The sequence below is a fragment of the Streptomyces sp. NPDC050315 genome, from assembly GCF_040655775.1.
Lineage (GTDB): Bacteria > Actinomycetota > Actinomycetes > Streptomycetales > Streptomycetaceae > Streptomyces.
In genome coordinates, this window is record NZ_JBFAKN010000018.1 from 1 (window position 1) to 24,871 (window position 24,871).

At 70.4% G+C, this 24,871-nt stretch carries 23 protein-coding genes and 2 pseudogenes; 15 read left to right on the plus strand and 10 right to left on the minus strand.

Annotation, left to right across the window (positions count from 1 at the left end; genetic code table 11):
• Positions 1–114 precede the first annotated feature (114 nt).
• The 8 genes from AB0I82_RS35995 (at position 115) to AB0I82_RS36030 (ending at position 7,180) form a co-directional block, all read left to right on the plus strand.
• Entirely contained in the window at positions 115–759 is a 645-nt protein-coding gene (locus AB0I82_RS35995) for an HAD family hydrolase (protein ID WP_363261717.1), read from the plus strand.
• Between the two features lie 69 nt (positions 760–828).
• Positions 829–2,088 (plus strand): MFS transporter, encoded by a 1,260-nt coding sequence (locus AB0I82_RS36000; protein WP_363261718.1) that lies wholly within the window; start codon positions 829–831, stop codon positions 2,086–2,088.
• Positions 2,039–3,214, plus strand: coding sequence for an acetoin utilization protein AcuC (locus AB0I82_RS36005; RefSeq protein ID WP_363261719.1), 1,176 nt, complete (start codon positions 2,039–2,041; stop codon positions 3,212–3,214). Before AB0I82_RS36000 ends, AB0I82_RS36005 begins: the two co-directional genes overlap by 50 nt.
• A gap of 169 nt (positions 3,215–3,383) precedes the next feature.
• Positions 3,384–4,199, plus strand: coding sequence for a phosphatase (locus AB0I82_RS36010; protein WP_363261720.1), 816 nt, complete (start codon positions 3,384–3,386; stop codon positions 4,197–4,199).
• Between the two features lie 128 nt (positions 4,200–4,327).
• The gene (locus AB0I82_RS36015) at positions 4,328–4,537 is read left to right on the plus strand and encodes a helix-turn-helix domain-containing protein (protein ID WP_014144137.1); all 210 of its coding nucleotides are present in this window, start codon (positions 4,328–4,330) and stop codon (positions 4,535–4,537) included.
• Between the two features lie 163 nt (positions 4,538–4,700).
• Positions 4,701–4,799, plus strand: coding sequence for an AURKAIP1/COX24 domain-containing protein (locus tag AB0I82_RS36020; protein WP_003948845.1), 99 nt, complete (start codon positions 4,701–4,703; stop codon positions 4,797–4,799).
• 318 nt (positions 4,800–5,117) lie between these two features.
• Positions 5,118–6,167 (plus strand): NAD-dependent epimerase/dehydratase family protein, encoded by a 1,050-nt coding sequence (locus tag AB0I82_RS36025; RefSeq protein WP_363261721.1) that lies wholly within the window; start codon positions 5,118–5,120, stop codon positions 6,165–6,167.
• A 14-nt stretch (positions 6,168–6,181) separates the two neighbouring features.
• Positions 6,182–7,180, plus strand: a complete 999-nt coding sequence (locus AB0I82_RS36030; protein ID WP_363261722.1) for a lysophospholipid acyltransferase family protein — start codon at positions 6,182–6,184, stop codon at positions 7,178–7,180.
• Between the two features lie 130 nt (positions 7,181–7,310).
• Here AB0I82_RS36030 and AB0I82_RS36035 read toward each other — a convergent pair whose 3' ends face one another.
• From AB0I82_RS36035 to AB0I82_RS36050, 4 genes are all read right to left on the minus strand, one after another.
• Positions 7,311–8,507 (minus strand): DUF5667 domain-containing protein, encoded by a 1,197-nt coding sequence (locus tag AB0I82_RS36035; protein WP_363261723.1) that lies wholly within the window; start codon positions 8,505–8,507, stop codon positions 7,311–7,313.
• A 314-nt stretch (positions 8,508–8,821) separates the two neighbouring features.
• A complete protein-coding gene (locus tag AB0I82_RS36040; protein WP_030262341.1) occupies positions 8,822–9,616 on the minus strand; it encodes an ECF subfamily RNA polymerase sigma factor, BldN family in 795 nt (264 codons plus the stop codon).
• A gap of 515 nt (positions 9,617–10,131) precedes the next feature.
• Entirely contained in the window at positions 10,132–11,166 is a 1,035-nt protein-coding gene (locus AB0I82_RS36045) for an HAD-IB family hydrolase (protein WP_363261724.1), read from the minus strand.
• 135 nt (positions 11,167–11,301) lie between these two features.
• A complete protein-coding gene (locus AB0I82_RS36050) occupies positions 11,302–11,580 on the minus strand; it encodes a glutaredoxin family protein (protein ID WP_351595211.1) in 279 nt (92 codons plus the stop codon).
• Between the two features lie 364 nt (positions 11,581–11,944).
• Between AB0I82_RS36050 and AB0I82_RS36055 the strand changes: the two genes are divergently transcribed.
• The 5 genes from AB0I82_RS36055 to hemB are packed head-to-tail and all read left to right on the plus strand — an operon-like array spanning position 11,945 to position 17,775.
• Positions 11,945–12,724 (plus strand): redox-sensing transcriptional repressor Rex, encoded by a 780-nt coding sequence (locus tag AB0I82_RS36055; RefSeq protein WP_363261725.1) that lies wholly within the window; start codon positions 11,945–11,947, stop codon positions 12,722–12,724.
• Positions 12,721–14,166 carry a glutamyl-tRNA reductase gene (locus AB0I82_RS36060; RefSeq protein WP_363261726.1) on the plus strand — a complete coding sequence of 482 codons (1,446 nt, stop codon included), beginning with the start codon at positions 12,721–12,723 and terminating at the stop codon, positions 14,164–14,166. Before AB0I82_RS36055 ends, AB0I82_RS36060 begins: the two co-directional genes overlap by 4 nt.
• Positions 14,166–15,131, plus strand: a complete 966-nt coding sequence (hemC, locus tag AB0I82_RS36065) for a hydroxymethylbilane synthase (RefSeq protein ID WP_363261727.1) — start codon at positions 14,166–14,168, stop codon at positions 15,129–15,131. Before AB0I82_RS36060 ends, hemC begins: the two co-directional genes overlap by 1 nt.
• Entirely contained in the window at positions 15,128–16,777 is a 1,650-nt protein-coding gene (locus AB0I82_RS36070) for a uroporphyrinogen-III synthase (RefSeq protein ID WP_363261728.1), read from the plus strand. Before hemC ends, AB0I82_RS36070 begins: the two co-directional genes overlap by 4 nt.
• 5 nt (positions 16,778–16,782) lie before the next feature.
• Entirely contained in the window at positions 16,783–17,775 is a 993-nt protein-coding gene (gene hemB, locus AB0I82_RS36075) for a porphobilinogen synthase (RefSeq protein WP_363261735.1), read from the plus strand.
• Between the two features lie 68 nt (positions 17,776–17,843).
• Here hemB and AB0I82_RS36080 read toward each other — a convergent pair whose 3' ends face one another.
• Genes AB0I82_RS36080 through AB0I82_RS36090 form a run of 3 tightly spaced genes read right to left on the minus strand, consistent with a single transcriptional unit; the run spans position 17,844 to position 19,087 of the window.
• Positions 17,844–18,035, minus strand: coding sequence for a DUF1059 domain-containing protein (locus AB0I82_RS36080; protein WP_363261729.1), 192 nt, complete (start codon positions 18,033–18,035; stop codon positions 17,844–17,846).
• Between the two features lie 15 nt (positions 18,036–18,050).
• Positions 18,051–18,260, minus strand: coding sequence for a DUF397 domain-containing protein (locus tag AB0I82_RS36085; protein ID WP_363261730.1), 210 nt, complete (start codon positions 18,258–18,260; stop codon positions 18,051–18,053).
• Entirely contained in the window at positions 18,257–19,087 is an 831-nt protein-coding gene (locus tag AB0I82_RS36090) for a helix-turn-helix transcriptional regulator (RefSeq protein ID WP_363261731.1), read from the minus strand. Before AB0I82_RS36090 ends, AB0I82_RS36085 begins: the two co-directional genes overlap by 4 nt.
• Here AB0I82_RS36090 and AB0I82_RS36095 point away from each other — a divergent pair.
• A pseudogene (locus tag AB0I82_RS36095) lies at positions 19,070–19,564 on the plus strand (ATP-binding protein); the annotation flags it as partial. The gene AB0I82_RS36090 and the pseudogene AB0I82_RS36095 overlap by 18 nt on opposite strands.
• A 102-nt stretch (positions 19,565–19,666) precedes the next feature.
• Here the strand turns inward: AB0I82_RS36095 and AB0I82_RS36100 are convergent.
• Positions 19,667–20,371, minus strand: coding sequence for a DUF6882 domain-containing protein (locus AB0I82_RS36100; RefSeq protein WP_363261732.1), 705 nt, complete (start codon positions 20,369–20,371; stop codon positions 19,667–19,669).
• A 107-nt stretch (positions 20,372–20,478) separates the two neighbouring features.
• A complete protein-coding gene (argS, locus tag AB0I82_RS36105; protein ID WP_363261733.1) occupies positions 20,479–22,233 on the minus strand; it encodes an arginine--tRNA ligase in 1,755 nt (584 codons plus the stop codon).
• Positions 22,234–22,397: 164 nt separating this feature from the next.
• Between argS and lysS the strand changes: the two genes are divergently transcribed.
• Positions 22,398–24,134 carry a lysine--tRNA ligase gene (lysS, locus tag AB0I82_RS36110; protein WP_363261734.1) on the plus strand — a complete coding sequence of 579 codons (1,737 nt, stop codon included), beginning with the start codon at positions 22,398–22,400 and terminating at the stop codon, positions 24,132–24,134.
• Between the two features lie 63 nt (positions 24,135–24,197).
• On the opposite strand, the pseudogene AB0I82_RS36115 reads toward lysS, so the two are convergent.
• Positions 24,198–24,871, minus strand: a pseudogene (locus AB0I82_RS36115) (hypothetical protein); the annotation flags it as partial.

Consider the following 24,871-nt stretch of genomic DNA (forward strand, 5'->3'; position numbering starts at 1 on the left):
AGGGGGGACCCTGTGGGAGAGTAGGACGCCGCCGAACAATCATTGTGGGAAAGCCCCGCACCGTATGGTGCGGGGCTTTCCTGCGTTTACGGCCCGACGCTTAGGGTCTCCCTCATGCGATACGACCTGGTCATCTTCGACAACGACGGTGTGCTCGTCGACAGCGAGCCGATTTCCAACACGATCCTGGCCGACTACCTGACCGAGCTCGGGCACCCGACGACGTACGAGGAGTCCATCCGGGACTACATGGGTGCCGCGATACACCGGGTCCACGATCTCGTCACCGAGCGGACCGGACAGAGCCTGCCGGCGGACTTCGACACGACGTTCCACGCGCGGGTTTTCGCCGCCTTCGAGCAGGAGCTGACGCCCGTCACCGGAGTACCCGAACTCCTCGAAAAGCTGGCCGCGGCCGGCACTCCGTACTGCGTCGCATCGTCCGGGAGCCATGAGCGGATCAGGGTGGGGCACCGGAAGACCGGGCTCGACCGCTGGTTCGCGGACGAGCGCATTTTCAGTTCGGAGGACGTGGGACGGGGAAAGCCAGCGCCCGATCTCTTTCTGCACGCGGCCGACAAGATGGGCGTCGCCCCCGAGCGGTGTGCGGTAATCGAGGACAGCCCGCTGGGCGTGCAGGCGGCGATCGCGGCCGGCATGGACGTGTACGGATTCACGGCCATGACCCCGGCCGACCGGCTGGCGGGAGCGACCGCGCTCTTCGCCGATATGGCCGCCCTGCCGGATCTCCTCGTGTGACGCGACTTGTGTGATTCATTCACCCGTTCATCTACCCCTCGGTAGCAGTGAGTTCTACGCTGTCCGGCCATGACCGCCCCTACCGGGCTCACCGCCGAGCCCCGCCTCCAGTACGGCCGGGCCGCACTCGCGCTGAGCTTTTTCCTGCAAGGGGCGGTCTTCGCGCTGCTCGTGACGCGCATACCGGCGATCCAGGACCGGTACGGGATCTCCGACGCGCTGCTGCCCGCCTTCCTCGCCGCCGTCCCCGTACTGGCCGGCGTGGGCAGCATGGCGACCGAGCGCCTGGTGAAGCGGGTACGGCCCGGGCTGGTACTGCGGTGCGTACAGCCGGTGGTCTGCCTGGCGCTGGTGGGCGTGGGGGTCGGCACCGGTCTGGCCCAGGTGGCCGTGGCCCTCGGGGTGTTCGGGCTGGCGGTGGGGGCGCTGGACGCGTCGATGAACATGCTCGGGGTGAGCCTGCAGCGCGCCTACGGGCGCAGCATCATGCTCGGCTTCCACGCGGCGTACAGCCTTGGCGGAATCGTGGGTGCTTCGCTGGCCTGGGCGGGCGCGCACTGGGGGCTGCCGCTGGCGCTCCTGTACGGGCCGACCGCTGCCATAGCCGTACCGGTCGCTCTGATCGCCGGCCACTGGTACGTCGACCAGCAGCGCGGGCCGACGGCTGCCGGCGCCACTACCTCGTCCCCGTCCATGCGCCTCCTCCTCCCCCTCTGCCTCGTCATGGCCTTCGCGTACATCGGGGACTCGACGGTCTCCAACTGGAGCGCGAAGTACCTGCAGGACGTGCTGGGGAGTTCGGAGCAGCTGGCGACCGTGCCGTACAACGTGTACATGGTCACCACGCTCCTCGGGCGGGCCGTCGGGGACCTGGGGGTGCGGCGGTTCGGGCCGGTCGCGGTGGTGCGAGCGGGGGCCGTGGTGGCGGCTGCCGGGTTCGCGGTGGTGGCCGCGGCGCCCGGCGCGTGGCCGGGGATGGCCGGGTTCACGCTGCTGGGCGTGGGGCTGTGCGTAATCGTGCCGCAGACGTTCGCGGCGGCGGGCCGGCAGGCGTACGAGGCGCATGGTTCGGCGGGCGGTCCGGAAGCGTCGGATGCGGCCGTCGCGCGACTGAATATCTTCAACTATGTGGGGTTTCTGGTCGGTTCGCCGCTCGTAGGGGTGGTGGGTGATGCCTGGAGTTACCGCGGGGCGATGCTCGTGCCGATGGTGCTCGTGCTGGTGACACTGGTGTATGCCCCATCGTTCGGCGGGGAGCGGGCCCGATACGGTGGCGGACATGAGCGGCCGCGCACAGCTGATGTGGGACGAGGCAGTAACGGGCTATGACTTCGGGCCCGGTCATCCGATGGACCCGGTGCGGCTCGCGCTGACCATGCGGCTGATCGAGGCGTACGGCCTCGACCGCGCGCCGGTGCAGGTGACGGCCGCCAAGGCGGCGGGCCTGTCCACGCTGCGCCTGGTGCACCGCGAGGACTACATCGACGCGGTACGGCGCGCCTCCGCCGACCCGAAGACCGCGGAGGCGGCGTACGGGCTGGGTACCGAGGACGACCCGGCGTTCGCGGGGATGCACGAGGCGTCGGCGCTGATCGCCGGGCAGTCGGTGGGCGCGGCGGAGGCGGTGTGGCGCGGGGAGGCGCTGCACGCGGTGAACTTCACCGGCGGGCTGCACCACGCGATGCCGGGCGGCGCGGCCGGTTTCTGCATCTACAACGACGCGGCGCTGGCCATCGCGCGCCTCCTGGAGCTGGGCGCGCGCCGGGTGGTGTACATCGATGTGGACGTGCATCACGGGGACGGCGTGCAGGCCGCGTTCTGGGAGGACCCCCGGGTCCTGACGATCTCGCTGCACGAACACCCGCGCACCCTCTTTCCGCAGACCGGCTGGCCGGAGGAGACCGGAGCCGAGGGCGCCGAGGGCAGCGCGGCGAATGTGGCGCTGCCGGCCGGTACGGGGGACGAGGGCTGGCTGCGGGCTTTCCACGCGGTGGTGCCGGAGCTGGTGGCCGGATTCGGGCCCGACGTGATCGTCACGCAGCACGGCGCCGACACCCATTTCGAGGACCCGCTGGCGCACTTGGCGGTGAGCGTGGACGCGCAGCGCGCCGTGGCGGAGACCTGTCACCGGCTGGCACACGAGCACTGCGAGGGGCGCTGGGTGGCGCTCGGGGGCGGCGGTTACGCGGTGGTCGACGTGGTGCCGCGGAGCTGGACGCATCTGGTGGCGATCGCGGCGGGGCAGCCGCTGGCCCCGAAGACGGACATCCCGGAGGAGTGGCGGCACGAGGTGTACCGGCTGACGCGGCAGCCGGGGCCGCGGCGGATGACGGACGGGCGGGACCCGGTGTTCCGGGACTTCGCGGACAGCGGGTACGACCCGGCGGACCGGCTGGACCAGGCGATCCTGGCGACCCGGCGCGCGGTGTTCCCGGCACATGGGCTGCTGCCGTAGCGGGGTTTGAGGCGGAGACGGCCCGCCTACAGAAGCGCGGACGACGGCCCCCACTCAACCCATACCCAAGCGGCGGGACGGGATATGCGGAACGCCTGGGGTGACACGGAGGTGTGATTACTGGGCGGTTCGGGCATGGGGGTGGGGGCGGGGCGTCACGATGGGCGGCGTGTTGAGCAGTGGCGCGCTGCGGGCGCATCTGGTCGGAGCACGGCTCGCGGGGTCCATCGCGACCTCGCGGGAGAAGAGCCTGAACCGCTACCGCCTCTTCGCGGCCGGCGACCCGCGGGCGCTCATCGGTCTGGAGCCCGCCGGGGACTGGTCCGTCGGCGATCTGCTCGGGCTCATGGGAGAGCGGTGCGGGGTTTCGGCCGATCCTGCGCATATTTCTGGCACAGATGTGATCGACCCGGACCGGACCGTCGCGGCACTGAACGCGTTCGCTGACCGGCTCGGCGAGGCGGCCGGCGAACGCTCGCCGGTACTGATCGGCACGGGCCATCCGGACCGCCTCACCGGCTTTTACGGCGGTCTGGCAGACGCTTTGTCGGCGGCGGGATGCCCCGTCCTCACCCCTGCGTACGGCATGAGTATCGACATAATGACCCGGTTTGGGGTACGTACGTACAACCTTGCGTACGTACGGGGAGTCGCGCGGATGCGCGAACCCGGCGTGTGGGGACACCTCGGGGAGCCGGAGATTCACACGCACTCCCCCCTCCCGGTTCGTAGTGCCCTTGGTGCTGCCGCAGACGCCTGTGGACCCCTTCCCGAGCTGGTGATCGGGGACCACGGATGGGTCTGCGGAGCAGGTCAGCTGGGCTTTGAGGCCATCGGCCTGGCGGATACTGACGATCCGGCGCTGTTCGTCGGGCAGGCGGAGGGGCGGGTGTCCGTCGTAGTTCCGCTTGATGACGCTGTGCGGTCTGATTACTACCGACCGCTTACTCGCTATGTACTCAATCGAGCGTGTCTGTCACAGTAGGCGGCCGACGGCTACTCCTCTTCCCCACTCGCATCACCCGCCCCTAACCTGGGGAGTGAGCGCATAGCGACGAAGAGTCACCGGAGGGGAAGCCGGTGCCCGTCATGTGCGGAAGGACCAGGTGTGTCATGGCTGCAGACCAGAGGCCTCTGAATGAGGTCGTGTTCCTTACTGTGGCGGAAGTTGCCACAGTGATGCGAGTGTCGAAGATGACCGTGTACCGCTTGGTGCACAGCGGTCATCTGCCCGCGATCCGAGTGGGGAGGTCGTTCCGGGTTCCGGAGCAGGCGGTCCACGACTACCTCCGCGAGTCCTATGTGGGGGTGGAATCGGCCTGACGGGGGCCCAAGAGGACCTTTTAAGGGCCTGGTGAGGCCGGACGGAGGTCACGAAAGACCCTCGGATTACGCCGTACGCTCGGCGCCGGGTAGGCTGGCCCGATGTAGGTAGTGTGGGCTCGGACGCCCCGCACCGAGTGATTCGAAGTGAGCGAGGGTAGTCGTGGGCTCTGTTATCAAGAAGCGGCGCAAGCGGATGGCTAAGAAGAAGCACCGCAAGCTGCTCAAGCGCACCCGTGTTCAGCGTCGCAACAAGAAGTAAGCGACGCTGAGCGCGTTTCCGCAGCCCCCCACCGAATGGTGGGGGGCTGCGGTGCGTTCGGGGGGCACATCGGCCCGGAAGGGCAGAGAATCCGGGAAGAGCAGAGAATCCGGGAAGGGCACATAAGCCCGGAAGCCGGGTACTCGGCGGAGCGGCACGGCGTGAGCCGACCCCGTATGCAGGACCGGACCAGGCCGAAACATGGCCGGGGCCGTCCACAAGTCATCACAGTGCAACACCGACCGGATAGCGTGGGCCGCCACATCTCGGCACGTCCGGAGACGTGCGGGGGACGACGGTGGGAAGGAAGGGCTGATCTTGGGCAAGATCGTGCTCGTCACGGGAGCCGCACGTCAGCTGGGCGGTCGCTACGTACGCCGGCTCCAGCGCGATCCCGACGTCGACCGGGTGATCGGCGTCGATGCTGTGCCGCCCGAGCACCACCTCGGCGGCGCGGAGTTCCTCAAGGCCGACATCAGACATCCGGCCATCGCCAAGGTCCTCGCCGAGACGGGCGTGGACACGGTCGTGCACATGGACATCCACGGGACCCCGCTCGGTTCCCGCGGCGGCCGCTCGGCGGCCAAGGAGACCAACGTCATCGGGACGATGCAGCTGCTCGGCGCGTGCCAGAAGGCACCGCACGTCAAGCGGCTGGTCGTGAAGTCCTCCGCGAGTGTGTACGGCTCCGCGCCCCGGGACCCGGCGGTCTTCACCGAGACCACCAGCCCCAAGTCCCTGCCCAGCGGCGGCTTCGCGAAGGACGTCGTCGAGGTCGAGGGGTACGTACGCGGCTTCGCCCGCCGCCGGCCCGATGTCGCGGTCTGCGTGCTGCGGTTCGCCAACATCCTCGGGCCGTGCGCGGACTCCCCGCTCGCGGAGTACTTCTCGCTGCCCGTGCTGCCCACCGTCCTCGGGTACGACCCGCGGCTGCAGTTCGTGCACGAGGAGGACGCGATCGAGGCGCTGCGCATCGCGACCGCCGAGCCGCGCAGGGGCACGCTCAACAGCGGCACGTTCAACATCGCGGGCGACGGCGTGCTGCTGCTCTCGCAGTGCTCGCGGCGGCTGGGCCGGCCCACGCTGCCGCTGCTGCTGCCGACGGTCACGTGGGCGGGCTCGATGCTGCGCTCGCTCGGCATCACCGACTTCTCGCCGGAGCAGATCCGGATGCTCACGCACGGCCGGGTCGTCAGGACGACCCAGATGCGCGAGACGCTGGGGTTCGAACCGGCGTACACCACGGCCGAGACCTTCGCGGAGTTCGCCCGCAGCCGCGGTCCCGGCCTGCTGCCGCCCGAGACCGTCTCCCGTACCGTCGACCGGCTCGCCGCGCTGCTGCCCGCAGCCAGTGCCCAGACCCAGTGAGGAGTTCACCCACGATGGCGGACGCCAAGGTCATCCCGTTCGGCGAGGAGCCGCGCTCGCGGAGGAGGGCCAAGCGGTCGGCGGACGCGGCGCGCAACGCGGCCCTGACGCCCGTACCGCCGCCGCGACAGCAGGAGCCCGCGGAAGCGGCGGACGCCCCCGAGGAGCGGGGCGCGTCCTGGGAGCAGCGGCTCGCCGGCGGCCTCAGCTTCCTGCGCAGACGGCTCACCGGTGAGTACGAGGTCGACGACTTCGGGTACGACGAGGAGCTCACCGACCAGGTCATGATGACCGTGATGCGGCCCCTGTACGAGAAGTACTTCCGGGTCCAGGTGAAGGGCGTCGAGAACATCCCCGAGAAGGGCGGGGCGCTGATCGTCGCCAACCACTCCGGGACGCTCCCGCTGGACGGCCTGATGCTTCAGATGGCGGTGCACGACGAGCATCCGGCGGGCCGTCATCTGCGGCTGCTGGCGGCCGATCTGGTCTTCATGCTGCCGGTGGTCAACGAGCTGGCGCGGAAGGCCGGGCACACGCTGGCCTGCACGGAGGACGCCGAGCGGCTGCTGGAGCGCGGCGAGGTGGTCGGCGTGATGCCGGAGGGCTTCAAGGGCGTCGGCAAGCCCTTCTCGGACCGGTACCGGCTGCAGCGCTTCGGGCGCGGTGGCTTCGTGTCGACCGCGCTGAAGGCCGGGGTGCCGATCGTGCCGTGCTCGATCGTGGGCGCGGAGGAGATCTACCCGATGATCGGGAACGCCAAGACCCTCGCGCGGCTGCTGGGATTCCCGTACTTCCCGATCACGCCGACGTTCCCGTGGCTGGGGCCGCTGGGCGCGGTGCCGCTGCCGACGAAGTGGACCATCCAGTTCGGCGAGCCGATTCCGACGGACGGGTATCCGGCGGAGGCGGCGGACGACCCGATGCTGATGTTCAACCTCACGGACCAGGTGCGCGAAACGATTCAGCACACGCTCTACAAGCTGCTGGTGCAACGGCGTTCGGTCTTCTTCTGACACGTGACGCACCACCGGCCGGCCGCCCGTACGGACACATGCGACGGCGCCCGGTGTTCTTCTGGAGGGAAGGACCGGAAGAACACCGGGCGCCGCCGGGCCGCGGAGGCGCTGCGATCGCCGCGCGCCGCTACTCGTCCTGACCGTCGACGCCGAGGTCCGGAAGCAGGTCCGGGAGCAGCGGCGGGATCGTGACGTCGGGCTCGGCGGGGCGGTCGCTCTTGTCTCCGCCGTCCGAGGGGGAGGGGCTGTCCTTGGCGGGCGGGTCGAGCAGGCCGCCGGTGTTGCCGCCGAGCAGGCCGTCGTCCTTCGGCGGGGACGAGGACGGCCGGGGCGTGGGGGAGTCGTGCTCCTGGCCGCTCGCGGACGGGCTGCCGGAGCGGGACGGCGCCGTCGGGTGGTCCTCGGCCGTGCTGCCCGAGGCGGACGGAGTGCCCTGCTGGGCGCCCTTGTCCGTGTCCTTCTTCGGCAGCAGCGGGCGCAGCGGCCCGACTTCCTCGTCTATGGCGTCGAAGACCGAGCTGACGTCCTGGGAGACGTCATCGAGCTGCACCGGCAGCCGGTCGCGCAGCTGTGCCCAGCCCTCGCGGTGCGAGGTGGTGAAGGAGTCCAACGCCTGGATGGCGCCGAGCGACCCGTCCCGTTCGTACGCGTCGTGCAGCAGGCGGTGGCCCGTGCCCGCGTCCTGGGTGACGCCCGACAGTGACCTGCGTACCTCGGAGAGGGTCTCGTGCTCCAGCGGCCCGGACTTCAGCCGCTCCATCAGCCGACGGGCCTCCAGCATCCGGCTGGACGCCTGGTCGAGGTAGAGCCGGCCGCGGTCGGAGTCGTCCTCGGCCATGCCGAGCTTGAGGTCCTCCATGCCGCGCTTGAGGCCGTAGAGCGAATCGCCGGGCAGCGCCTCGGAGCTGGCGGCGGCCACCCCGCTGAGCGCGCCGGCGGCCACCCCGACCGTCAGCCCGCCGGCGGCGAGCCTCCTCGACAGCCGCGACCGCGGGCGCAGCCGGCGGAGCGACTTGGCGGCGCGGTGCGCGCCTCGCTGCTGGGGCACCTTCGCGCCGTCGGAGGGTGCGCCGCCTTCGGCGAAGGCGGCCTCCATCGCGGCGATGAGCTGCGCGCGCTGGATCGTGCGCGCTTCCGGGTCCAGCGTGGGCTTGGGGAGCTCCCCCAGGCCGCCGGCGACTGCCAGCAGCCGGGCCGTTTCGGGCTCGGCCGGCTCCGGACCCGGTGTGTCGATCTGCTCATCGGCCGCGCCCTGGAGGTCCTGATCCTCCAGCGCCTGGGCGAAGGCGTGAGCCCGCCGGTGCGCCGATACGTTCGCGATCACGGGCGGCACCTCCTCTCATCATCCCGCTCGACTTCCCCGGACTGGCTTGACGATCCAGCAGGGCCGGAAGGCTGCACACCCTGCACGCAACCACTCGATCGAGTGAGCGGCCGCGGGCATGGCGTGTCCGCAGGGAGCCTGCATTCCGCACAACGAGCGGCGAGGTACTCGGGTTACGCCCCCACGATGATGTGACGGACCGGTACCGCGTGATGGCTGAAAGTGATGGCCTGGTCAGGGCTTGGCGGCACAATAAGAGTGGTGTGGGGGACGGATGTTCGGGGAGAGCGGCCCGAGGAGGGGAGTGGACGACGTCAGCGGGCGTCGTCCGGCAGCAGCCGCGCGAGCGTCCGGACAGCGCGGTACTGGAGGGTCTTGATCGCTCCTTCGTTCTTGCCCATGACGCGGGCGGTCTCGGCGACCGACAGCCCTTGGAGGAACCGGAGCGTGACGCATTCCTGCTGTTGGGGGTTGAGTTTGCGGACGGCTTCGAGGAGGGCGGCGTTGGACAGGGATTCGAGGACGGAGTCCTCGGGACTGCGCTCGACCTCGTTGGCGTCGAGCATCTCGCCCGTGGTCACCTCCAGGCGGAAGCGCGAGGACTTGAAGTGGTCGGCGACGAGGTTGCGCGCGATGGTCACCAGCCAGGCCCCGAAGTCCCGGCCCTGCCAGGTGAAGGTGCCGATCCGGCGCAGCGCGCGCAGGAACGTCTCGCTGGTCAGGTCCTCGGCGGTGGCCCGGCCGCCGACGCGGTAGTAGATGTACCGGTAGACCGTGTCGGCGTACTGGTCGTAGAGGCGGCCGAAGGCGTCGGCCTCGCCCGCCTGGGCGCGCTCGACGAGCTCCATCATGCGTCGGCTGTCGCTGTCGGCGGGGCGGCGGGCGGTGGTCGTGCCACCGCGGCGCGTACGGCTGCCGGCGGATCGCGCGCCGACGGCGGTCCTGGCGTCCGCCAGGGCGTAGCAGGGGCGGGCGGGTCCTGCGGCAGGTGCGGGTGTGGCGAGGGCGGGGACGGTGTACGCGGTGGGGACAAAACTGCGCAGGTGGTCGACGAGTGTCGTACGCAGCGTAGCCAGGCCCGAGGCGTCAACCCCGACGTGTGGGTACACGGGACTCCCAGAGGCAGAGCTTCCATCACGTGCAGTGCGGGACCGTTCACCCGCGGTAGGGGCTTATGGGTTCCGGTTTGCGTCTGAGGAGAATAACGCTTCGTACAGGCAGCGCTACACCCAGTTGCTCAAATCGTCGATTCCGTCTGGTCTGTTACGTATTTCTGGTCGATCAAGTATCAGATGTTGAACAGGTATTGATCGGAAAGCGACGTGATCTGCCTGGTTGGAGGGCGTGTTGTGGCGTAGCGGGCGTCGTGCGACTGAGCGTCGACCGGTGGGGTATGAAGAAGGTTTGCCCTGCACACAGCGGTACGGGTGTTCGTACGGGGCGCGTGGAAGCACCCTCAGGAGTGGCGCTGCGAAGGGCAGCGCGAAAAACTGGCGCGCGCCGTCGATGTGATCATCGGTGGGCGCGGCATTCCCGACCGTTTCGGTGACGGTGTGTAACGCCCAGCCCCGCGCTGGAAGTTGGGCGAGCTTCCGGTTATAGGGCTCGCCCCGGCGGGCCGCCGCTACCGGCGTCGGCGCTGCAGGGCCACCGCGGCCGCCGCGCCGCCCGCCACCGCGCCCACCCCGGCCGCCGCCGGAATGCCGATCTTGGCGGCCTTGCGGCCCGTCCGGTAGTCGCGCAGCCGCCAGCCCTGCTCGCGCGCGTGCTTGCGCAGCCGGGTGTCGGGGTTGATCGCGTAGGGGTGGCCGACGAGCGAGAGCATCGGGATGTCGTTGGCGGAGTCGCTGTACGCGGCGCAGCGCGACAGGTCCAGGCCCTCGGCCATGGCCAGCGCCCGTACCGCCTCGGCCTTCGCGGGCCCGTGCAGCGGCTCGCCGACCAGCTTGCCCGTGTAGACCCCGCCGACGGACTCGGCGACCGTGCCGAGCGCGCCGGTCAGGCCGAGCCGGCGGGCGATGATCGTGGCGGTCTCCACGGGGGCCGCGGTCACCAGCCACACCTTCTGGCCCGCGTCCAGGTGCGCCTGGGCGAGCGCGCGGGTGCCGGGCCAGACCCGCTCGGCCATGTACTCGTCGTAGATCTCCTCGCCTATGGTCATCAGCTCGGAGACGCGGTGGCCCTTGACGATGGAGAGCGCGCTGTTCCGTACGTCCTCCATGTGCTCGGGGTTCTCCGAGCCGGCCAGCCGGAAGTACGCCTGCTGCCAGACGAAGCGGGCGAGGTCGCGCTTGTGGAAGAAGTGCCGTTTGTAGAGGCCGCGTCCGAAGTGGTAGATCGCGGCGCCCTGCATGACGGTGTTGTCGAGGTCGAAGAAGGCGGCGGCTTCCTCGTCGCCGACGACCGGGAAGTCCGGCTCGGCGGCCTCGGCTTCGCTGTCGGCGGTCGCGGCGGCGGCTTCCGCGGCGGCCTGCGCCTCGGCCTCCTGGGAGCTCTTGCGGGCGGCCTCGGCCGCCGCCTCGCCGGCCAGCACGCTGCGCGCGGTGGCGGGGCGCCGGTGACGGGTGAACCACCCCGTCACAAGGGACGGAATGCCCGTGACGAGGGGCGCACTGAAGGGGCTCCTGCCGGGGCGGTGCTCGGGCGACGGGTCGGCCATACGGCGAGCATAGCCAGTTTGTTCGGTGCCCCTGGTTACGCAGGCATGTCAGGCAGGTACGGGGCTGCCGACGGTCGCGTTACAGCCACACCGCGTGGCGCCGGAGCGGCCCCGCCACGGGCCCTGAGGACGCCCTCAGGCGCCCAGCGCCTTGCGCAGCCGCTGCGGGTCCACGCGCCAGAAGTCGTGCTGTGCGCCGTCGACGAGGATGACCGGAATCTGCTCCCAGTATTTGCGGTAAAGCTCTTCGTCCTCGGTGATGTCCTGCTTCTCCCAGGCGGCGCCGGTCTCGGCGCAGACCGCCTCGATCACCTTCTGTGCGTCGTCGCACAAGTGGCACCCCGGCTTGCCGATGAGCGTCACCGTGCGGTCGGCGGGGTTCTTGCGCGGGGTGCGGCGGAGAAGCGGGGCCATGCCGCCATTGTGGCTTATGACGGCCGTCACGCGCGTCGTCATAAGGCCGTCGCGGCCCTTCGACCGGGAGATGGTTTCCCGTACCATCGATGGTCGATTTGTTGGTGTACGGGGGTAAAACGGCAAGGAGGGCGGCGGCGTGCTCCCGTTCACGTTCCCGTGTTACCCACGCGAAGCGTGTGAACGGAGTGGCGCTGGATGCGGTTCCTCGAATTGCCGCAATAAGTGCGTGACACCGGTCACGTTGCCGGGACAAAAGGGACACCATCTTTGTGCACGCGTTCACAAAGACATAGCCTGCTATCGACAGGGCGGTCTTGAGACATTTGGCCGTCCAAAGCCCCGCTCTACCCGCAGGAGCACCGTGGCAACTGGCCGAACTCACCGACCGGCGACCCGAAGCCGAGGGATCCCCGAGGCCACCGTCGCCCGGCTTCCGCTGTATCTGCGTGCACTGACCGCGCTCTCGGAGCGTTCGGTCCCCACGGTCTCCTCCGAGGAGCTGGCCGCAGCGGCGGGGGTCAATTCTGCCAAGCTGCGGAAGGACTTCTCGTACCTGGGCTCGTACGGCACCCGCGGTGTGGGCTACGACGTGGAGTATCTCGTCTACCAGATCTCGCGCGAGCTCGGCCTCACGCAGGACTGGCCGGTTGTGATCGTCGGTATCGGTAACCTCGGCGCCGCGCTCGCCAACTACGGCGGCTTCGCCTCCCGCGGCTTCCGCGTCGCGGCCCTGATCGACGCCGACCCGGCCATGGCCGGCAAGCCCGTCGCGGGCATCGCCGTCCAGCACACCGACGAGCTCGAGAAGATCATCACCGACAACGGCGTCTCGATCGGCGTGATCGCGACCCCCGCGGGCGCCGCCCAGCAGGTCTGCGACCGCCTCGTCGCCGCCGGTGTCACCTCCATCCTGAACTTCGCGCCGACCGTGCTGTCCGTCCCCGAAGGGGTCGACGTGCGCAAGGTCGACCTGTCCATAGAGCTGCAGATCCTCGCCTTCCACGAGCAGCGGAAGGCCGGCGAGGAGGCCAGCAGCCAGGACGCCGCGCAGCCGGCCACGACCCCCGTGCGCCCGGCGCCGACCGATGACTCCGACCGCAAGGGACCCGACGGGGACGTACCCGCCGTGATGCCGGCATGAGCCTCCTCGTTGTCGGCCTCAGTCACCGCAGCGCACCGGTCAGCATCCTGGAGCGCGCCGCGCTCGCCCCCGACTCCCGCGGCAAGCTGCTGCAGGACGTCGTGTCGGCCGAGCCCGCCGCCGAGTCGGCCGTGCTCTCCACCTGCAACCGCATCGAGCTCTACGCCGACGTGGACAAGTTCCACGCCGGTGTGGCCGAGCTGTCCACGCTGCTCGCCCAGCACAGCGGCGTCAGCCTGGACGAGCTCACGCCGTACCTCTACGTCCACTACGAGGACCGCGCCGTCCACCACCTGCTGTCCGTGGCCTGCGGCCTGGACTCCATGGTCGTCGGCGAGGGCCAGATCCTCGGCCAGATCAAGGACGCGCTCGCCCTCGCGCAGGACCAGCACACCGCCGGGCGGCTGCTGAACGACCTGTTCCAGCAGGCCCTGCGGGTCGGCAAGCGCGCGCACAGCGAGACCGGCATCGACAAGGCCGGCCAGTCCCTGGTCACCTTCGGCCTGGAGCAGCTCGCGGGCGCGGCCGGCGGTCACGACGCGCACTGCGTCCTCACCGACGACGCCGTACCGGACGCCACAGCGCCGCTCGGCCACCCCGGCGTGGACGCCTGGGCCCGCGGCAAGCGTGCCCTGGTCATCGGCGCGGGCTCGATGTCCTCGCTCGCGGCCGCCACCCTGGCGCGCGCGGGCGTGACCGAACTGGCCGTCGCCAACCGGACCGTGGAGCGCGCCGAGCGCCTCACCGAGATCCTGACCGAGCCGGGCAGCCCCGGCCGCGCCAACGGCCTCACCGCGCGCGCCGTCCCGATGTCCGAGGTCCCGGCCGAGCTGGCCGCCGCCGACATCGCGATCTCGTGTACGGGGGCGACCGGGCTCGTCCTCACCGGCGAGGCGGTCGCGGCGGCCGCGAAGGGCCGCGAGGACCGGGAACTGGCCCTGCTCGACCTGGCGATGCCGCGCGACATCGACGGCGCGGTCCATCGGATCGAGGGCGTCCACCTCGTCGACATCGAGTCGTTGGCCGACGCGTCCGCCGACGCCCCCATGGCGTCCGACGTGGACCAGGTACGCACGATCGTGTCCGAGGAGGTCGCGGCCTTCGGCGCGGCCCAGCGCGCCGCGACGATCACCCCGACCGTGGTGGCCCTGCGCACCATGGCCGCCGACGTGGTCGCCGCCGAGATCGCGCGGCTGGACGGCCGCCTGCCCGACCTGGACGACAAGCAGCGCGCGGAGATCAACCAGACCGTGCGCCGGGTCGTCGACAAGCTTCTGCACGCGCCCACCGTGCGGGTCAAGCAGCTCGCCAGCGAGCCCGGCGGTGCCGGGTACGCCGACGCGCTGACCAAGCTCTTCGACCTCGACCCCCAGACGGTCGCCGCCGTCAGCCGGGCCGACACGCGCGCGGACAGGCACGACACAGCACGGGAGCAGCGCTGATGAACCACGCATTGCGACTCGGCACACGGCGGAGCAGACTCGCCATGGCCCAGTCCGGACTCGTCGCCGAGGCGGTCCGCCAGGTCACCGGGCGGCCCGTCGAGCTGGTGGAGATCACCACGTACGGCGATGTCTCGCGCGAGCACCTGGCGCAGATCGGCGGTACCGGCGTCTTCGTCTCCGCGCTGCGCGACGCGCTGCTCGCCGGCGAGATCGACTTCGCCGTGCACTCGCTCAAGGACCTGCCGACCGCGCAGCCCGAGGGCCTGACCCTCGCCGCGATCCCGGTCCGCGAGGACGCGCGCGACGCGCTGATAGCCCGCGACGGCCTGACCTTCGAGCAGCTCCCCGACGGGGCGCGGGTCGGCACCGGCTCGCCGCGCCGCATGGCGCAGCTGAACGCCTGGGCCAGGTCGCTGGGCCGTCGTATCGAAACCGTGCCGATCCGCGGGAACATCGACACCCGCATCGGTTACGTCGAGAAGGGCGAGCTGGACGCGGTCGTACTGGCCGCTGCCGGGCTCAACCGCCTCGGCCGCCTCGGCGAGGCGACGGAGCTCCTCTCGCCGGACATAGTTTTGCCCGCCCCCGGCCAAGGGGCGCTTGCGGTGGAGTGTGCCGCGACCAATGAGCACCTCGCCGCCCGGCTCGCCGAGCTCGACGACCCGTTCACCCGGGCCGCCGTGACCGCCGAGCGTTCCCTGCTCGCCGCCCTGGAGGCCGGCTGCTCCGCACCTGTGGGTGCGCTGGCCGATTTCCAGGCCGGCGAACGGGCTGTCACCGAAATGCGCCTGCGTGGCGTCGTCGGCACGACCGACGGCAGCACGCTGGTGCAGCTGTCCACCACCGGTCACGTACCCACCTCCCGCGACGACGTTTCAGTACCGGCGACCATGGGCCGTGAGCTCGCCGCCGAGATGCTCGCCAAGGGTGCGGCCGGTCTTATGGGGGAGCGAGCACTTTGAACCCCACCGCCCCTAACCACCCCGCCGCCGGCCAGGTCACCTTCCTCGGTGCCGGGCCGGGAGATCCGGGTCTGCTCACGCTGCGCGCCGTAGAGGCGCTGTCCCACGCGGACGTGCTGATCGCAGACCCGCAGGTGCTCGACGTCGTCCGCACGCATGCCCGGGCGAACGTGGACACACCGCTGCAGGCCGCAGCTGACGAGGCGTCAATCCCCGCCGACGTCCCCACGCTTCGGGACACGACCAATCTTGTCATGGGGGCCGCACGCTCCGGCAAGCGGGTCGTGCGTGCCGTGTCCGGAGACCCCGGTCTCGACGCCAATGTCGCCGAGGAGATGCTGGCCTGCGCCTCCGAGGGCATCGGTTTCGAAGTCGTGCCGGGCATCGCGGCGGCGGTCGGTGTGCCGGCCTACGCCGGTGTGCCGCTGCGCGACGCCCAGGGCACGGACGTCCGCTTCGTGGACGCCCGTACGGCCGACGACCGCTGCTGGACCGAGGTCGGCGCCAGCGATGCGACCGCGGTCGTCTCCACCACCCTCGACTCGGTGGCCGCGGCCGCCGGCGAGCTGGTCGCGGCGGGCCGCAAGCCCGACACCCCGCTGACCGTCACGATCGCCGGTACGACCACCAAGCAGCGCACCTGGACCGCCACCCTCGGCACCATCGCGCAGACGCTGAAGGCCGCCAAGGTGCTGCCCTCGGCGGACGGCGGGCAGCCGGTCATAGCCGTGGTCGGCGAGCGCAGCGCCGCCGCGCAGCGGGACCAGCTCTCCTGGTTCGAGTCCAAGCCGCTGTTCGGCTGGAAGGTGCTCGTGCCGCGCACGAAGGAGCAGGCCGCCTCGCTCTCCGACCAGCTCGTCTCGTACGGCGCCGTGCCGCACGAGGTCCCGACGATCGCCGTCGAGCCGCCGCGTACGCCCCAGCAGATGGAGCGCGCGGTCAAGGGCCTGGTCACCGGGCGGTACGAGTGGATCGCCTTCACCTCGGTCAACGCGGTGAAGGCCGTCCGCGAGAAGTTCGAGGAGTACGGCCTGGACGCGCGCGCCTTCGCGGGCATCAAGGTCGCGGCCGTCGGCGAGCAGACCGCCAAGGCGCTCATCGCCTTCGGCGTGAAGCCGGACCTCGTCCCGAGCGGCGAGCAGTCGGCCGCCGGTCTCCTGGAGGACTGGCCGCCCTACGACCCGGTCTTCGACCCGATCGACCGCGTCTTCCTGCCGCGCGCCGACATCGCCACGGAGACCCTCGTCGCCGGGCTGATCGAGCTGGGCTGGGAGGTCGACGACGTCACGGCCTACCGGACCGTGCGTGCCTCGCCCCCGCCCGCCACGACCCGCGAGGCGATCAAGGGCGGCGGCTTCGACGCGGTACTTTTCACCTCGTCTTCGACGGTGCGGAACCTCGTCGGCATCGCCGGCAAGCCGCACAACGTGACCGTGATCGCCTGTATCGGCCCGGCCACCGCGAAGACCGCCGAGGAGCACGGGCTGCGCGTGGACGTCATGTCGCCCGAGCCCTCGGTGCACAAGTTGGCCGAAGCGCTCGCGGACTTCGGTACGGCCCGGCGCACCGCCGCGGTCGAGGCCGGTGACCCGGTCACCCGTCCGAGCGAGCGCCGTCCCGGATCGCGCAGGAGGGCTCGCAGTTGAGCACGCTGAGTACGACGTACGGACGTTTCCCGGGCGCGCGGCCGCGTCGGCTGCGCACCACCCCCGCGATGCGGCGGATGGTCGCCGAGACCCGGCTCCACCCGGCGGACCTGATCCTCCCCGCGTTCGTGCGCGAGGGGATCTCCGAGCCGGTGCCGATCGGCTCGATGCCGGGCGTCGTCCAGCACACCCGTGACACCCTGCGGAAGGCGGCCGCCGAGGCCGTCGCCGCGGGCGTCTCCGGGATCATGCTCTTCGGCGTCCCCGAGGACGCCAAGAAGGACGCGGCGGGCACGGCGGGCACGGACCCGGACGGCATCCTTCAGGTGGCTCTGCGGGACGTACGCTCCGAGGTCGGCGACGATCTCGTCGTCATGTCCGACCTCTGCCTGGACGAGTTCACCGACCACGGCCACTGTGGCGTCCTGACGCCGGACGGCCGGGTCGACAACGACGCCACGCTGGAGCGGTACGCGGAGATGGCCCGCGTCCAGGCCGATGCGGGCGCCCACACGGTCGGCCCGAGCGGCATGATGGACGGCCAGGTCCGTGTGATCCGCGAGGCGCTCGACGGCGCGGGGCACCAGGACGTCTCGATCCTCGCCTACACCGCGAAGTACGCCTCGGCGTTCTACGGCCCCTTCCGCGAAGCGGTGGGTTCTTCCTTGAAGGGCGACCGCAAGACCTACCAGCAGGACGGCGCGAACGCCCGCGAGTCCCTGCGCGAGCTGGCCCTCGACCTCGAAGAGGGCGCGGACATGGTCATGGTCAAGCCGGCCATGCCGTACCTCGACATCCTCCGGGATGTCGCGGAGTCGGTGGACGTCCCGGTCGCGGCGTACCAGATCTCCGGCGAGTACGCGATGATCGAAGCCGCGGCGGAAAAGGGGTGGATCGACCGCGACGCGGCGATCCTGGAGGCCCTGACCAGCATCAAGCGCGCCGGCGCGACGAACATCCTGACGTACTGGGCGACGGAGGTCGCGAAGCGACTCTGACGGCTTCGCCGTCGGTGTTTCCGGCCCCTGCCGCCCTGTGGGCGGCGGGGGCTCACGCCTTTCCGCACTCAGGCGTGCTGCGGCACCTCGTCTTTGAGCGAGTCCCGTACCTGCCGACGCAGTTCCAGGCTGTCCGTGTGACCGTGCACGGTCACAGCGTGCTCAGCGGCGGCACGGACGACTTCTTCCTCCTCGCCGGAAATAACAAGCGTGCAGTTCATCTCGCTGGGGTAGTCCCGGCAATCGGCGACCTTGCGCATGACTCAGTCACCTCCTCACCCCTCCAGTGTCGACCCACCGGCCGTGCGGCGCATTCGCGCCGTGAAGGCCGACCAGGCCGCGGGGCCGACGACCAGCTGCGGCCCGTCGGGGTTCTTGGAGTCCCGGATGTGGACGGTGGTGGGGGTGGTGGCGACCTCGACGCAGGTGCTGCCGCCTTCGTCGCCGCTGTAGCTGGACTTGAACCACTTCAGTGCGGCGTTCATAGCTCTCCTAGCAGGCGATCCAACAGGCCCCTGGTTTCCTGGGGGTTGAGGGCCTGCGTCCGCAGCATCGCATACTTCATCGCCAGCTTGCTCACCTCGTCGGGGTCGGAGATGAACTGGCTGCCACGATGCGTATCGGTATAGGCGACGAGGTCGTGCTGCCGGGTTTCCAGGAGAACGAAAGGGCCGCCGAGACCGGCATGTGTAGTGCGGCCGAACGGCATGATCTGCAGGGAGACACCGCGGAGGTCCGCGCATTGGCGCAGGTGTTTCAGCTGCTCCGCGTAGACCTCATCACCGCCGAGCCGGTCCTTCAGCGCCGCTTCGTAGATGATGAAGCTGGCGGTGAGGGGCGCCTTGCGGTGGAGGACCGCCTGGCGCTCGATGCGTTCCTCGACCAGTCTCTCGACCTCCTCCTCGGAGTACAACGGGACCCTGGTGCGGAAGACCGCCTCGGCGTAGCCGGGCGTCTGGAGCAGGCCGGGAACGAGCATGATCTCGTACGAGGAGTACGCGAGGCAGTCGCGCTCGTCATCGAAGAACTCCGCGCCCCACGTAGGGAACTTCTCACTGTCCGGCATGTACTCGACGGCCACCGCCAGTACTCCCCGCGTCCCCAGTTCCAGGTCGAGCCGATCGGCGAGATCCGGCTTCAGGGGTCTCCGGCCCTGCTCGATCGAGGCGATCGTCTCCTCGCCGATGCTCAGCCGATCACCCAACTCCCGCTGGGTGTACCCAGCAAGGCGGCGGAACAGGGCGAGTTGGGCGCCGACCAGGCGCAAGGTCGTCGCGTTCTTCCTGCGACTGGGATGATTCCGGGGCTGCATGGGGACCCACTCCCACAATTTCCCGCGCGTCACGCGCACGGCACCCGTACAGCGAATCTGTACGGGCTGACGGACTGCTCCAGCGTAGTTACGGAGAGCAATCTGTGCGGCGTGGATGAGGATCTTTTCCGGGAGCGTTTTTACCCGCGGACGCGCAAATCCGTACCGGCCGCAAGGGAGTTCGCGCGCAGTGCCCTCGGCGACTGGGGGTTCGGGGCGACGCGTACGCAGGACGCATTGCTGTGCGTGAGCGAGCTGGCGACCAACGCGGTGCGGCACGGCGTACCACCGGGGCGCGGCTTCCTGCTTCGGCTCCTCCGGACCGGCGAGGCCTTCGTACGGATCGAGGTGCACGACTCGGGCCCGGGTCACCCCCGCGTCCCCGACCCGGCGGAGGACGGGGCGGCCGAGCGGGGGCGCGGCCTGCTGCTGGTCGAGGCCGTCGCAGACAAGTGGGGCGTCGCCGCCCGCACCCCCGGCAAAATCGTCTGGTGCGAGCTCACCGACGGCGGTGGCAAGCTCGGAAACCGTGCGGCGATCGCGTACGGCTCGTCGCCGAGTGACCGGCAGGCGTTCGTGTCACTGGCCGGGGGCCGTGGCGAAGTGGGCGTCGATCGCGGCGACGCGGCCCTGGGCGTCGAAGCGGATGCTGACCGGAGTGCCGTCCGGGAGGCCGACCCTGATGCCGTCCTCCGTCGGCTGCTGCGGCAGTCCGTGGCGTTCGAAGTATCCCGTCACCACCTGCCGCTCCGAGCTCCCGAAGATGCCCGCGCCGGTCATCAGAATGCGGGGGAGGGTGACGGCGTCCGGCACATGGCGCGGGACCTGCGGGTCGTCCGGTACGAGGTAGAGCCGGGCCTCCGGGCTCGCTTGTACGCCTATGTAGCCCGCCGCGCCGAGCACGCTCATCGCGCCGAACGCGAGCGTCTCCGCGGCCATGCGCGGGTCCGGGGCGCCGCCCAGGGGAACGAGCTCGTGCGTGAACTCGGGAACGCCGTTCTCATGCCCGAACCGGCGCAGGGCATGGGCCGCCCTGGCGACGGGAGCGTTCGCGAAGCCGGGGTTGGCCCAGCCCCACAGCCATGAGTTGTCTCTGACGTCCCATGTGCCGAGGACTGATATGCGCAGGTCCTGGCCGCCCTGGCGATAGAAGCACTGATCGAGATCCGCGCTCCAGTCGCCGGAGGGCAGGAAGGCGTTGAACGTTTCGAGCTGGTGCGCACCCCACGCGGCGTGCGGCTCGACGGTACCGACGAAGGCTTCACTGAATGCTGCGTTGCTCATCCTCCGACCCTATGGTCGGCTCACACGCCCGTGCAGCCCGCCCGGAACACAGCGGTGGCCGCCACCCCGAGGGGTGACGGCCACCGTCGCGTCGTGCCGCGGAGCGGTCAGAGGCGCTCGGGCGTCCGGATGCCCAGCAGAGCCATGCCCTGGTGGAGGGTGCGGGCCGTGATGCCGCAGAGGAAGAGGCGGTTTTCGATCTGCTCCGGCGTCTCGGCCTTCAGGACCGGGCACTGGTCGTAGAAGGTCGTGTAGAGGGACGCGAGCTGGTAGAGGTACGCCGTGAGCTTGTGGGGGGCGTACTCGGCGGCCGCGTCGGCGACCGTTTCGGCGAACTGGTCCACGTGCAGGCCGAGGGCGCGCTCGGCCGGGGCCAGCTCCAGCTCCGCGTGCGCGACCGGCTTCGCGTCGCCGGCCTTGCGGAGGATGGACTTGATGCGGGCGTGGGCGTACTGGATGTACACCGACGTGTCGCCGTTCAAGGACACCATCTGGTCCAGGTCGAACTTGTAGTCGCGGTTCGCGGACGTGGAGAGGTCCGCGTACTTCACCGCGCCGATGCCGACCTGGGCGCCCCGCTCCTGGATCTCCTCCTCGGTGAGGTCCTGGGCCTTCTCGCGCACCACCTCGGCGGCGCGCTGGGCCGCCTCGTCGAGCAGGTCCTCCAGGCGGACGGTCTCGCCCGCACGCGTCTTGAACGGCTTGCCGTCCGCGCCGAGCACCGTGCCGTAGCCCATGTTGTGGGCCTTGACCTGGTCGTTCAGCCAGCCCATCCGGCGGGCCGTCTCGAAGACCATCTTGAAGTGCAGGGACTGGCGTACGTCCACGACGTACAGCAGCGTCGTCGCATCCAGGTCGAAGACGCGGTTGCGGATCGCGGAGAGGTCGGACGCCGCGTAACCGAAGCCGCCGTCCGCCTTCTGCACGATCAGCGGGACCGGCTGGTCGTCCTTGCCCTTGATGTCGTCGAAGAAGACGACGAGCGCGCCCTCGGAGCGGACCGCGACGCCGGACTCCTCCAGCAGCCGGGCCGTCTCGGCCATCATGTCGTTGTACGCGGACTCGCCGACGATCTCGTCGTCCCGGATCTCCATGTCCAGCTTCTCGAAGACCGAGTAGAAGTAGACCTTCGACTCGTCCACGAACCGCTGCCAGAGGTCCAGGGTCTCCTTGTCGCCGGACTGCAGGGCCACGACCCGCTTGCGGGCCCGCTCCTTGAAGTCCTCGTCCGCGTCGAAGATCGCGCGCGAGGCCTTGTAGACCCGGTTCAGGTTCGACATGGCCTGCTCGCCGTCGACCTCGTCGGCCGGGGCCAGCTCGCCCGGGTTCTCGATGAGGTACTGGATGAGCATGCCGAACTGGGTGCCCCAGTCGCCGATGTGGTGGCGGCCGATCGTCTTCTCGCCCGTGAAGTCCAGCAGGTGGCGCAGGGCATCGCCGATCACCGCGGAGCGCAGGTGGCCGACGTGCATCTCCTTCGCCACGTTCGGCTGCGCGTAGTCGATGATCGTGACGCCCGGCTCGGCCTTCAGGGGCACGCCCAGCCGGTCGTCCGCGGCGCGCGCGGCCAGCGTCTGCACGATGGCCGTGTCGGTGACCGTGATGTTGAGGAAGCCGGGCCCGGAGACCTCGATGTCCTTGATCAGCTCGGGGGCCGTGATCCGCTCGACGACCTGCGACGCCAGCTCACGAGGGTTCCCCTTGAGCTTCTTCGCGAGCGCCAGCATCCCGTTGGCCTGGAAGTCGGCCCGGTCGCTTCGTCGCAGCAGCGGGTCCGCGGCGCCGGCCTCCGGCAGGGCTGCCGAGAGGGCGTCCGCGACGCGCTGATTGACCGAGGCGGCGAGAGAAGGGACCGAAGCCATGGAGTGCTGCCGTTCCGTTGGAGTGGTGAGCTGGAAAGGGTTTGCCAGTCAGTATCCCACGGCGCTTCCATGGGTTTTTCGTCTGGGAGAATGGAACGGCCAGGCTCATGCGTACGGGCCCGGCGATCAAGCGAAACGCAGAGGATCAAGAGGAAGGGCCGACCGTGGCTCAGAGCACCGAGACAACCGACTGGGTCTCCCGCTATGCGGACGAGGTCATCGCCGAGTCGGAGCGTCGCGCGCCTGGCAAACCGGTCGTGGTCGCCTCCGGCCTCTCCCCCTCCGGCCCGATCCACCTCGGCAACCTCCGCGAGGTCATGACCCCGCACCTGGTCGCGGACGAGATCCGCCGCCGGGGCCTGGAGTGCGTGCACATCCTGTCCTGGGACGACTACGACCGGTACCGCAAGGTGCCGTTCGGCATCCCGGGCGTGGACGAGTCCTGGTCGGAGCACATCGGCAAGCCGCTGACCGCCGTCCCGGCCCCGCCCGGCAGCGCGTACGGCAGCTGGGCCGAGCACTTCAAGGCGGCCATGGAGGAGTCGCTGGCCGAGCTGGGCGTGGAGTACCGCGGCATCAGCCAGACCGCGCAGTACACCTCCGGCGCGTACCGCGAGCAGATCCTGCACGCCATGAAGCACCGCGACGGGATCGACGGCATCCTCGCGCAGTACCGCACGAAGCCGAAGGCCGCGGCGAAGAAGTCGCAGAAGCCGGTCGACGAGGCCGAGCTGGAGGCCGCCGAGGGCTCGGGCGCGGCCGCCGAGGACGACGGCAGCGCGGGCGGCTCCGGGTACTTCCCGTACAAGCCGTACTGCACGGCGTGCAACAAGGACTTCACCAAGGTCACGTCCTACGACGACGAGACCACCGAGCTGGCGTACGAGTGCACCGCCTGCGGGCACGCCGAGACCGTGGTCCTGAAGGAGTTCGACCACGGCAAGCTGGTCTGGAAGGTCGACTGGCCGATGCGCTGGGCGTACGAGGGCGTGATCTTCGAGCCCAGCGGCGTGGACCACTCCTCGCCGGGCTCGTCCTTCGTCGTCGGCGGCCAGATCGTGCGCGAGATCTTCGAGGGCGCGCAGCCGATCGGCCCGATGTACGCCTTCGTCGGCATCAGCGGCATGGCCAAGATGTCCTCCTCCAAGGGCGGCGTGCCGACCCCGGCCGACGCGCTGGAGATCATGGAGGCGCCGCTGCTGCGCTGGCTGTACGCGCGCCGCAAGCCCAACCAGTCGTTCAAGATCGCCTTCGACCAGGAGATCCAGCGGCTGTACGACGAGTGGGACAAGCTGGAGGCCAAGGTCGCCGACGGCTCGGTGCTGCCGGCCGACGCGGCCGCGCACACCCGCGCGGTGCGCACCGCCGCGGGTGACCTGCCGCGCACGCCGCGCCCGCTGCCGTACCGCACGCTGGCCTCGGTGATGGACATCACCGCCGGCCACGACGAGCAGACGCTGCGCATCCTCACCGAGCTGGACCCGGAGAAGCCGGTCTCCTCGCTCGACGAGGTCCGGCCGCGGCTGGACCGCGCCGAGCACTGGATCACCAACCAGGTCCCGGCCGAGCAGCGCACGATCGTCCGCGACGAGCCGGACACGGAGCTGCTGGGGTCGCTGGACGACGAGGGCCGCGAGTCGCTGCGGCTGCTCCTGGAGGGCCTGGACTCGCACTGGTCGCTGGACGGCCTGACGCACCTGGTCTACGGCGTGCCGAAGGTCCAGGCGGGCTTCTCCGCGGACGCCACCGCGAAGGAGCTGCCGCCGGAGATCAAGACCGCCCAGCGGTCGTTCTTCGCGCTGCTGTACCGGCTGCTGGTCAGCCGCGAGACGGGCCCGCGCCTGCCCACGCTGCTCCTCGCCGTGGGCGCGGACCGGGTGCGGAAGCTGCTGGGCGCGTAAGCGCCCAAGAGGTACCGCACTCCGCCAGGGGCCCGGGCGCGCACGGCGCGGCCGGGCTCCTGCTCATGCGATGTGCTCGCTCTCCATTTCCATGCGGAAGCGCTGGCGGAATTCGCGGACGTACGTACGCAGGTAGTTCTCGCTGAGCGGCCCGGTCCCGTCCTTGCCGGTGACGTTGTAGGTGTTGAGCAGGTAACGGGCGAACTGGTGGGGGTCCGGGAAGGTCCCGTCCTTCTCCGCCATGTACGAGCGGAACGCGACGTAGAACTGCTCATCGCGGGAGAGGCCCTCGGGGAGCGCCTCGAAGGGCGGCTCCGGCGCGTCGTACACGGGCTCGGGTTCGGGAGCCACGGGCTCGGCGTAGGGAAGCGGGGACCCCGCCCCACCGAGCGGACGGCTGCGTCCGGGGGCGACGGGGACGGTGATCGCGGGGGCGGTCTCCGCGTTCGGTACCGGGTCGACTGCTTGGGCCGGCTCGACCGGCTCGGGATGTTCCCGGGCGGCCGTCGTGTCCAGCTCCGGGCGCGCCTCCGTATGCGCCTCCGCGCGCACCGGTACGGGCGCCGGTTCCCGCGCCGGATCGATCCCCGCCGCCGCGAGCCCCGCAGGGACCGTCTCCGTCAGCGGCACCCCGTACCGCGCCAGCCGCAGCGGCATCATCGCCTCCACCGGCGCCTTACGGCGCCACCCGCGCCCGTACCGGGACCGCAGCCGCGCCTGGTACACCAGCCGGTCCT

Excerpts from the sequence above, each read along its gene's own strand:
- AB0I82_RS35995 (WP_363261717.1), top strand. The coding sequence starts at position 115 with ATGCGATACGACCTGGTCATCTTCGACAACGACGGTGTGCTCGTCGAC.
- AB0I82_RS36000 (WP_363261718.1), top strand. The coding sequence starts at position 829 with ATGACCGCCCCTACCGGGCTCACCGCCGAGCCCCGCCTCCAGTACGGC.
- AB0I82_RS36005 (WP_363261719.1), top strand. The coding sequence starts at position 2,039 with ATGAGCGGCCGCGCACAGCTGATGTGGGACGAGGCAGTAACGGGCTAT.
- AB0I82_RS36015 (WP_014144137.1), top strand. The coding sequence starts at position 4,328 with ATGGCTGCAGACCAGAGGCCTCTGAATGAGGTCGTGTTCCTTACTGTG.
- AB0I82_RS36030 (WP_363261722.1), top strand. The coding sequence starts at position 6,182 with ATGGCGGACGCCAAGGTCATCCCGTTCGGCGAGGAGCCGCGCTCGCGG.
- AB0I82_RS36045 (WP_363261724.1), bottom strand. The coding sequence starts at position 11,166 with ATGGCCGACCCGTCGCCCGAGCACCGCCCCGGCAGGAGCCCCTTCAGT.
- AB0I82_RS36050 (WP_351595211.1), bottom strand. The coding sequence starts at position 11,580 with ATGGCCCCGCTTCTCCGCCGCACCCCGCGCAAGAACCCCGCCGACCGC.
- AB0I82_RS36060 (WP_363261726.1), top strand. The coding sequence starts at position 12,721 with ATGAGCCTCCTCGTTGTCGGCCTCAGTCACCGCAGCGCACCGGTCAGC.
- hemC (WP_363261727.1), top strand. The coding sequence starts at position 14,166 with ATGAACCACGCATTGCGACTCGGCACACGGCGGAGCAGACTCGCCATG.
- AB0I82_RS36080 (WP_363261729.1), bottom strand. The coding sequence starts at position 18,035 with ATGCGCAAGGTCGCCGATTGCCGGGACTACCCCAGCGAGATGAACTGC.
- AB0I82_RS36085 (WP_363261730.1), bottom strand. The coding sequence starts at position 18,260 with ATGAACGCCGCACTGAAGTGGTTCAAGTCCAGCTACAGCGGCGACGAA.
- AB0I82_RS36090 (WP_363261731.1), bottom strand. The coding sequence starts at position 19,087 with ATGCAGCCCCGGAATCATCCCAGTCGCAGGAAGAACGCGACGACCTTG.
- AB0I82_RS36100 (WP_363261732.1), bottom strand. The coding sequence starts at position 20,371 with ATGAGCAACGCAGCATTCAGTGAAGCCTTCGTCGGTACCGTCGAGCCG.
- argS (WP_363261733.1), bottom strand. The coding sequence starts at position 22,233 with ATGGCTTCGGTCCCTTCTCTCGCCGCCTCGGTCAATCAGCGCGTCGCG.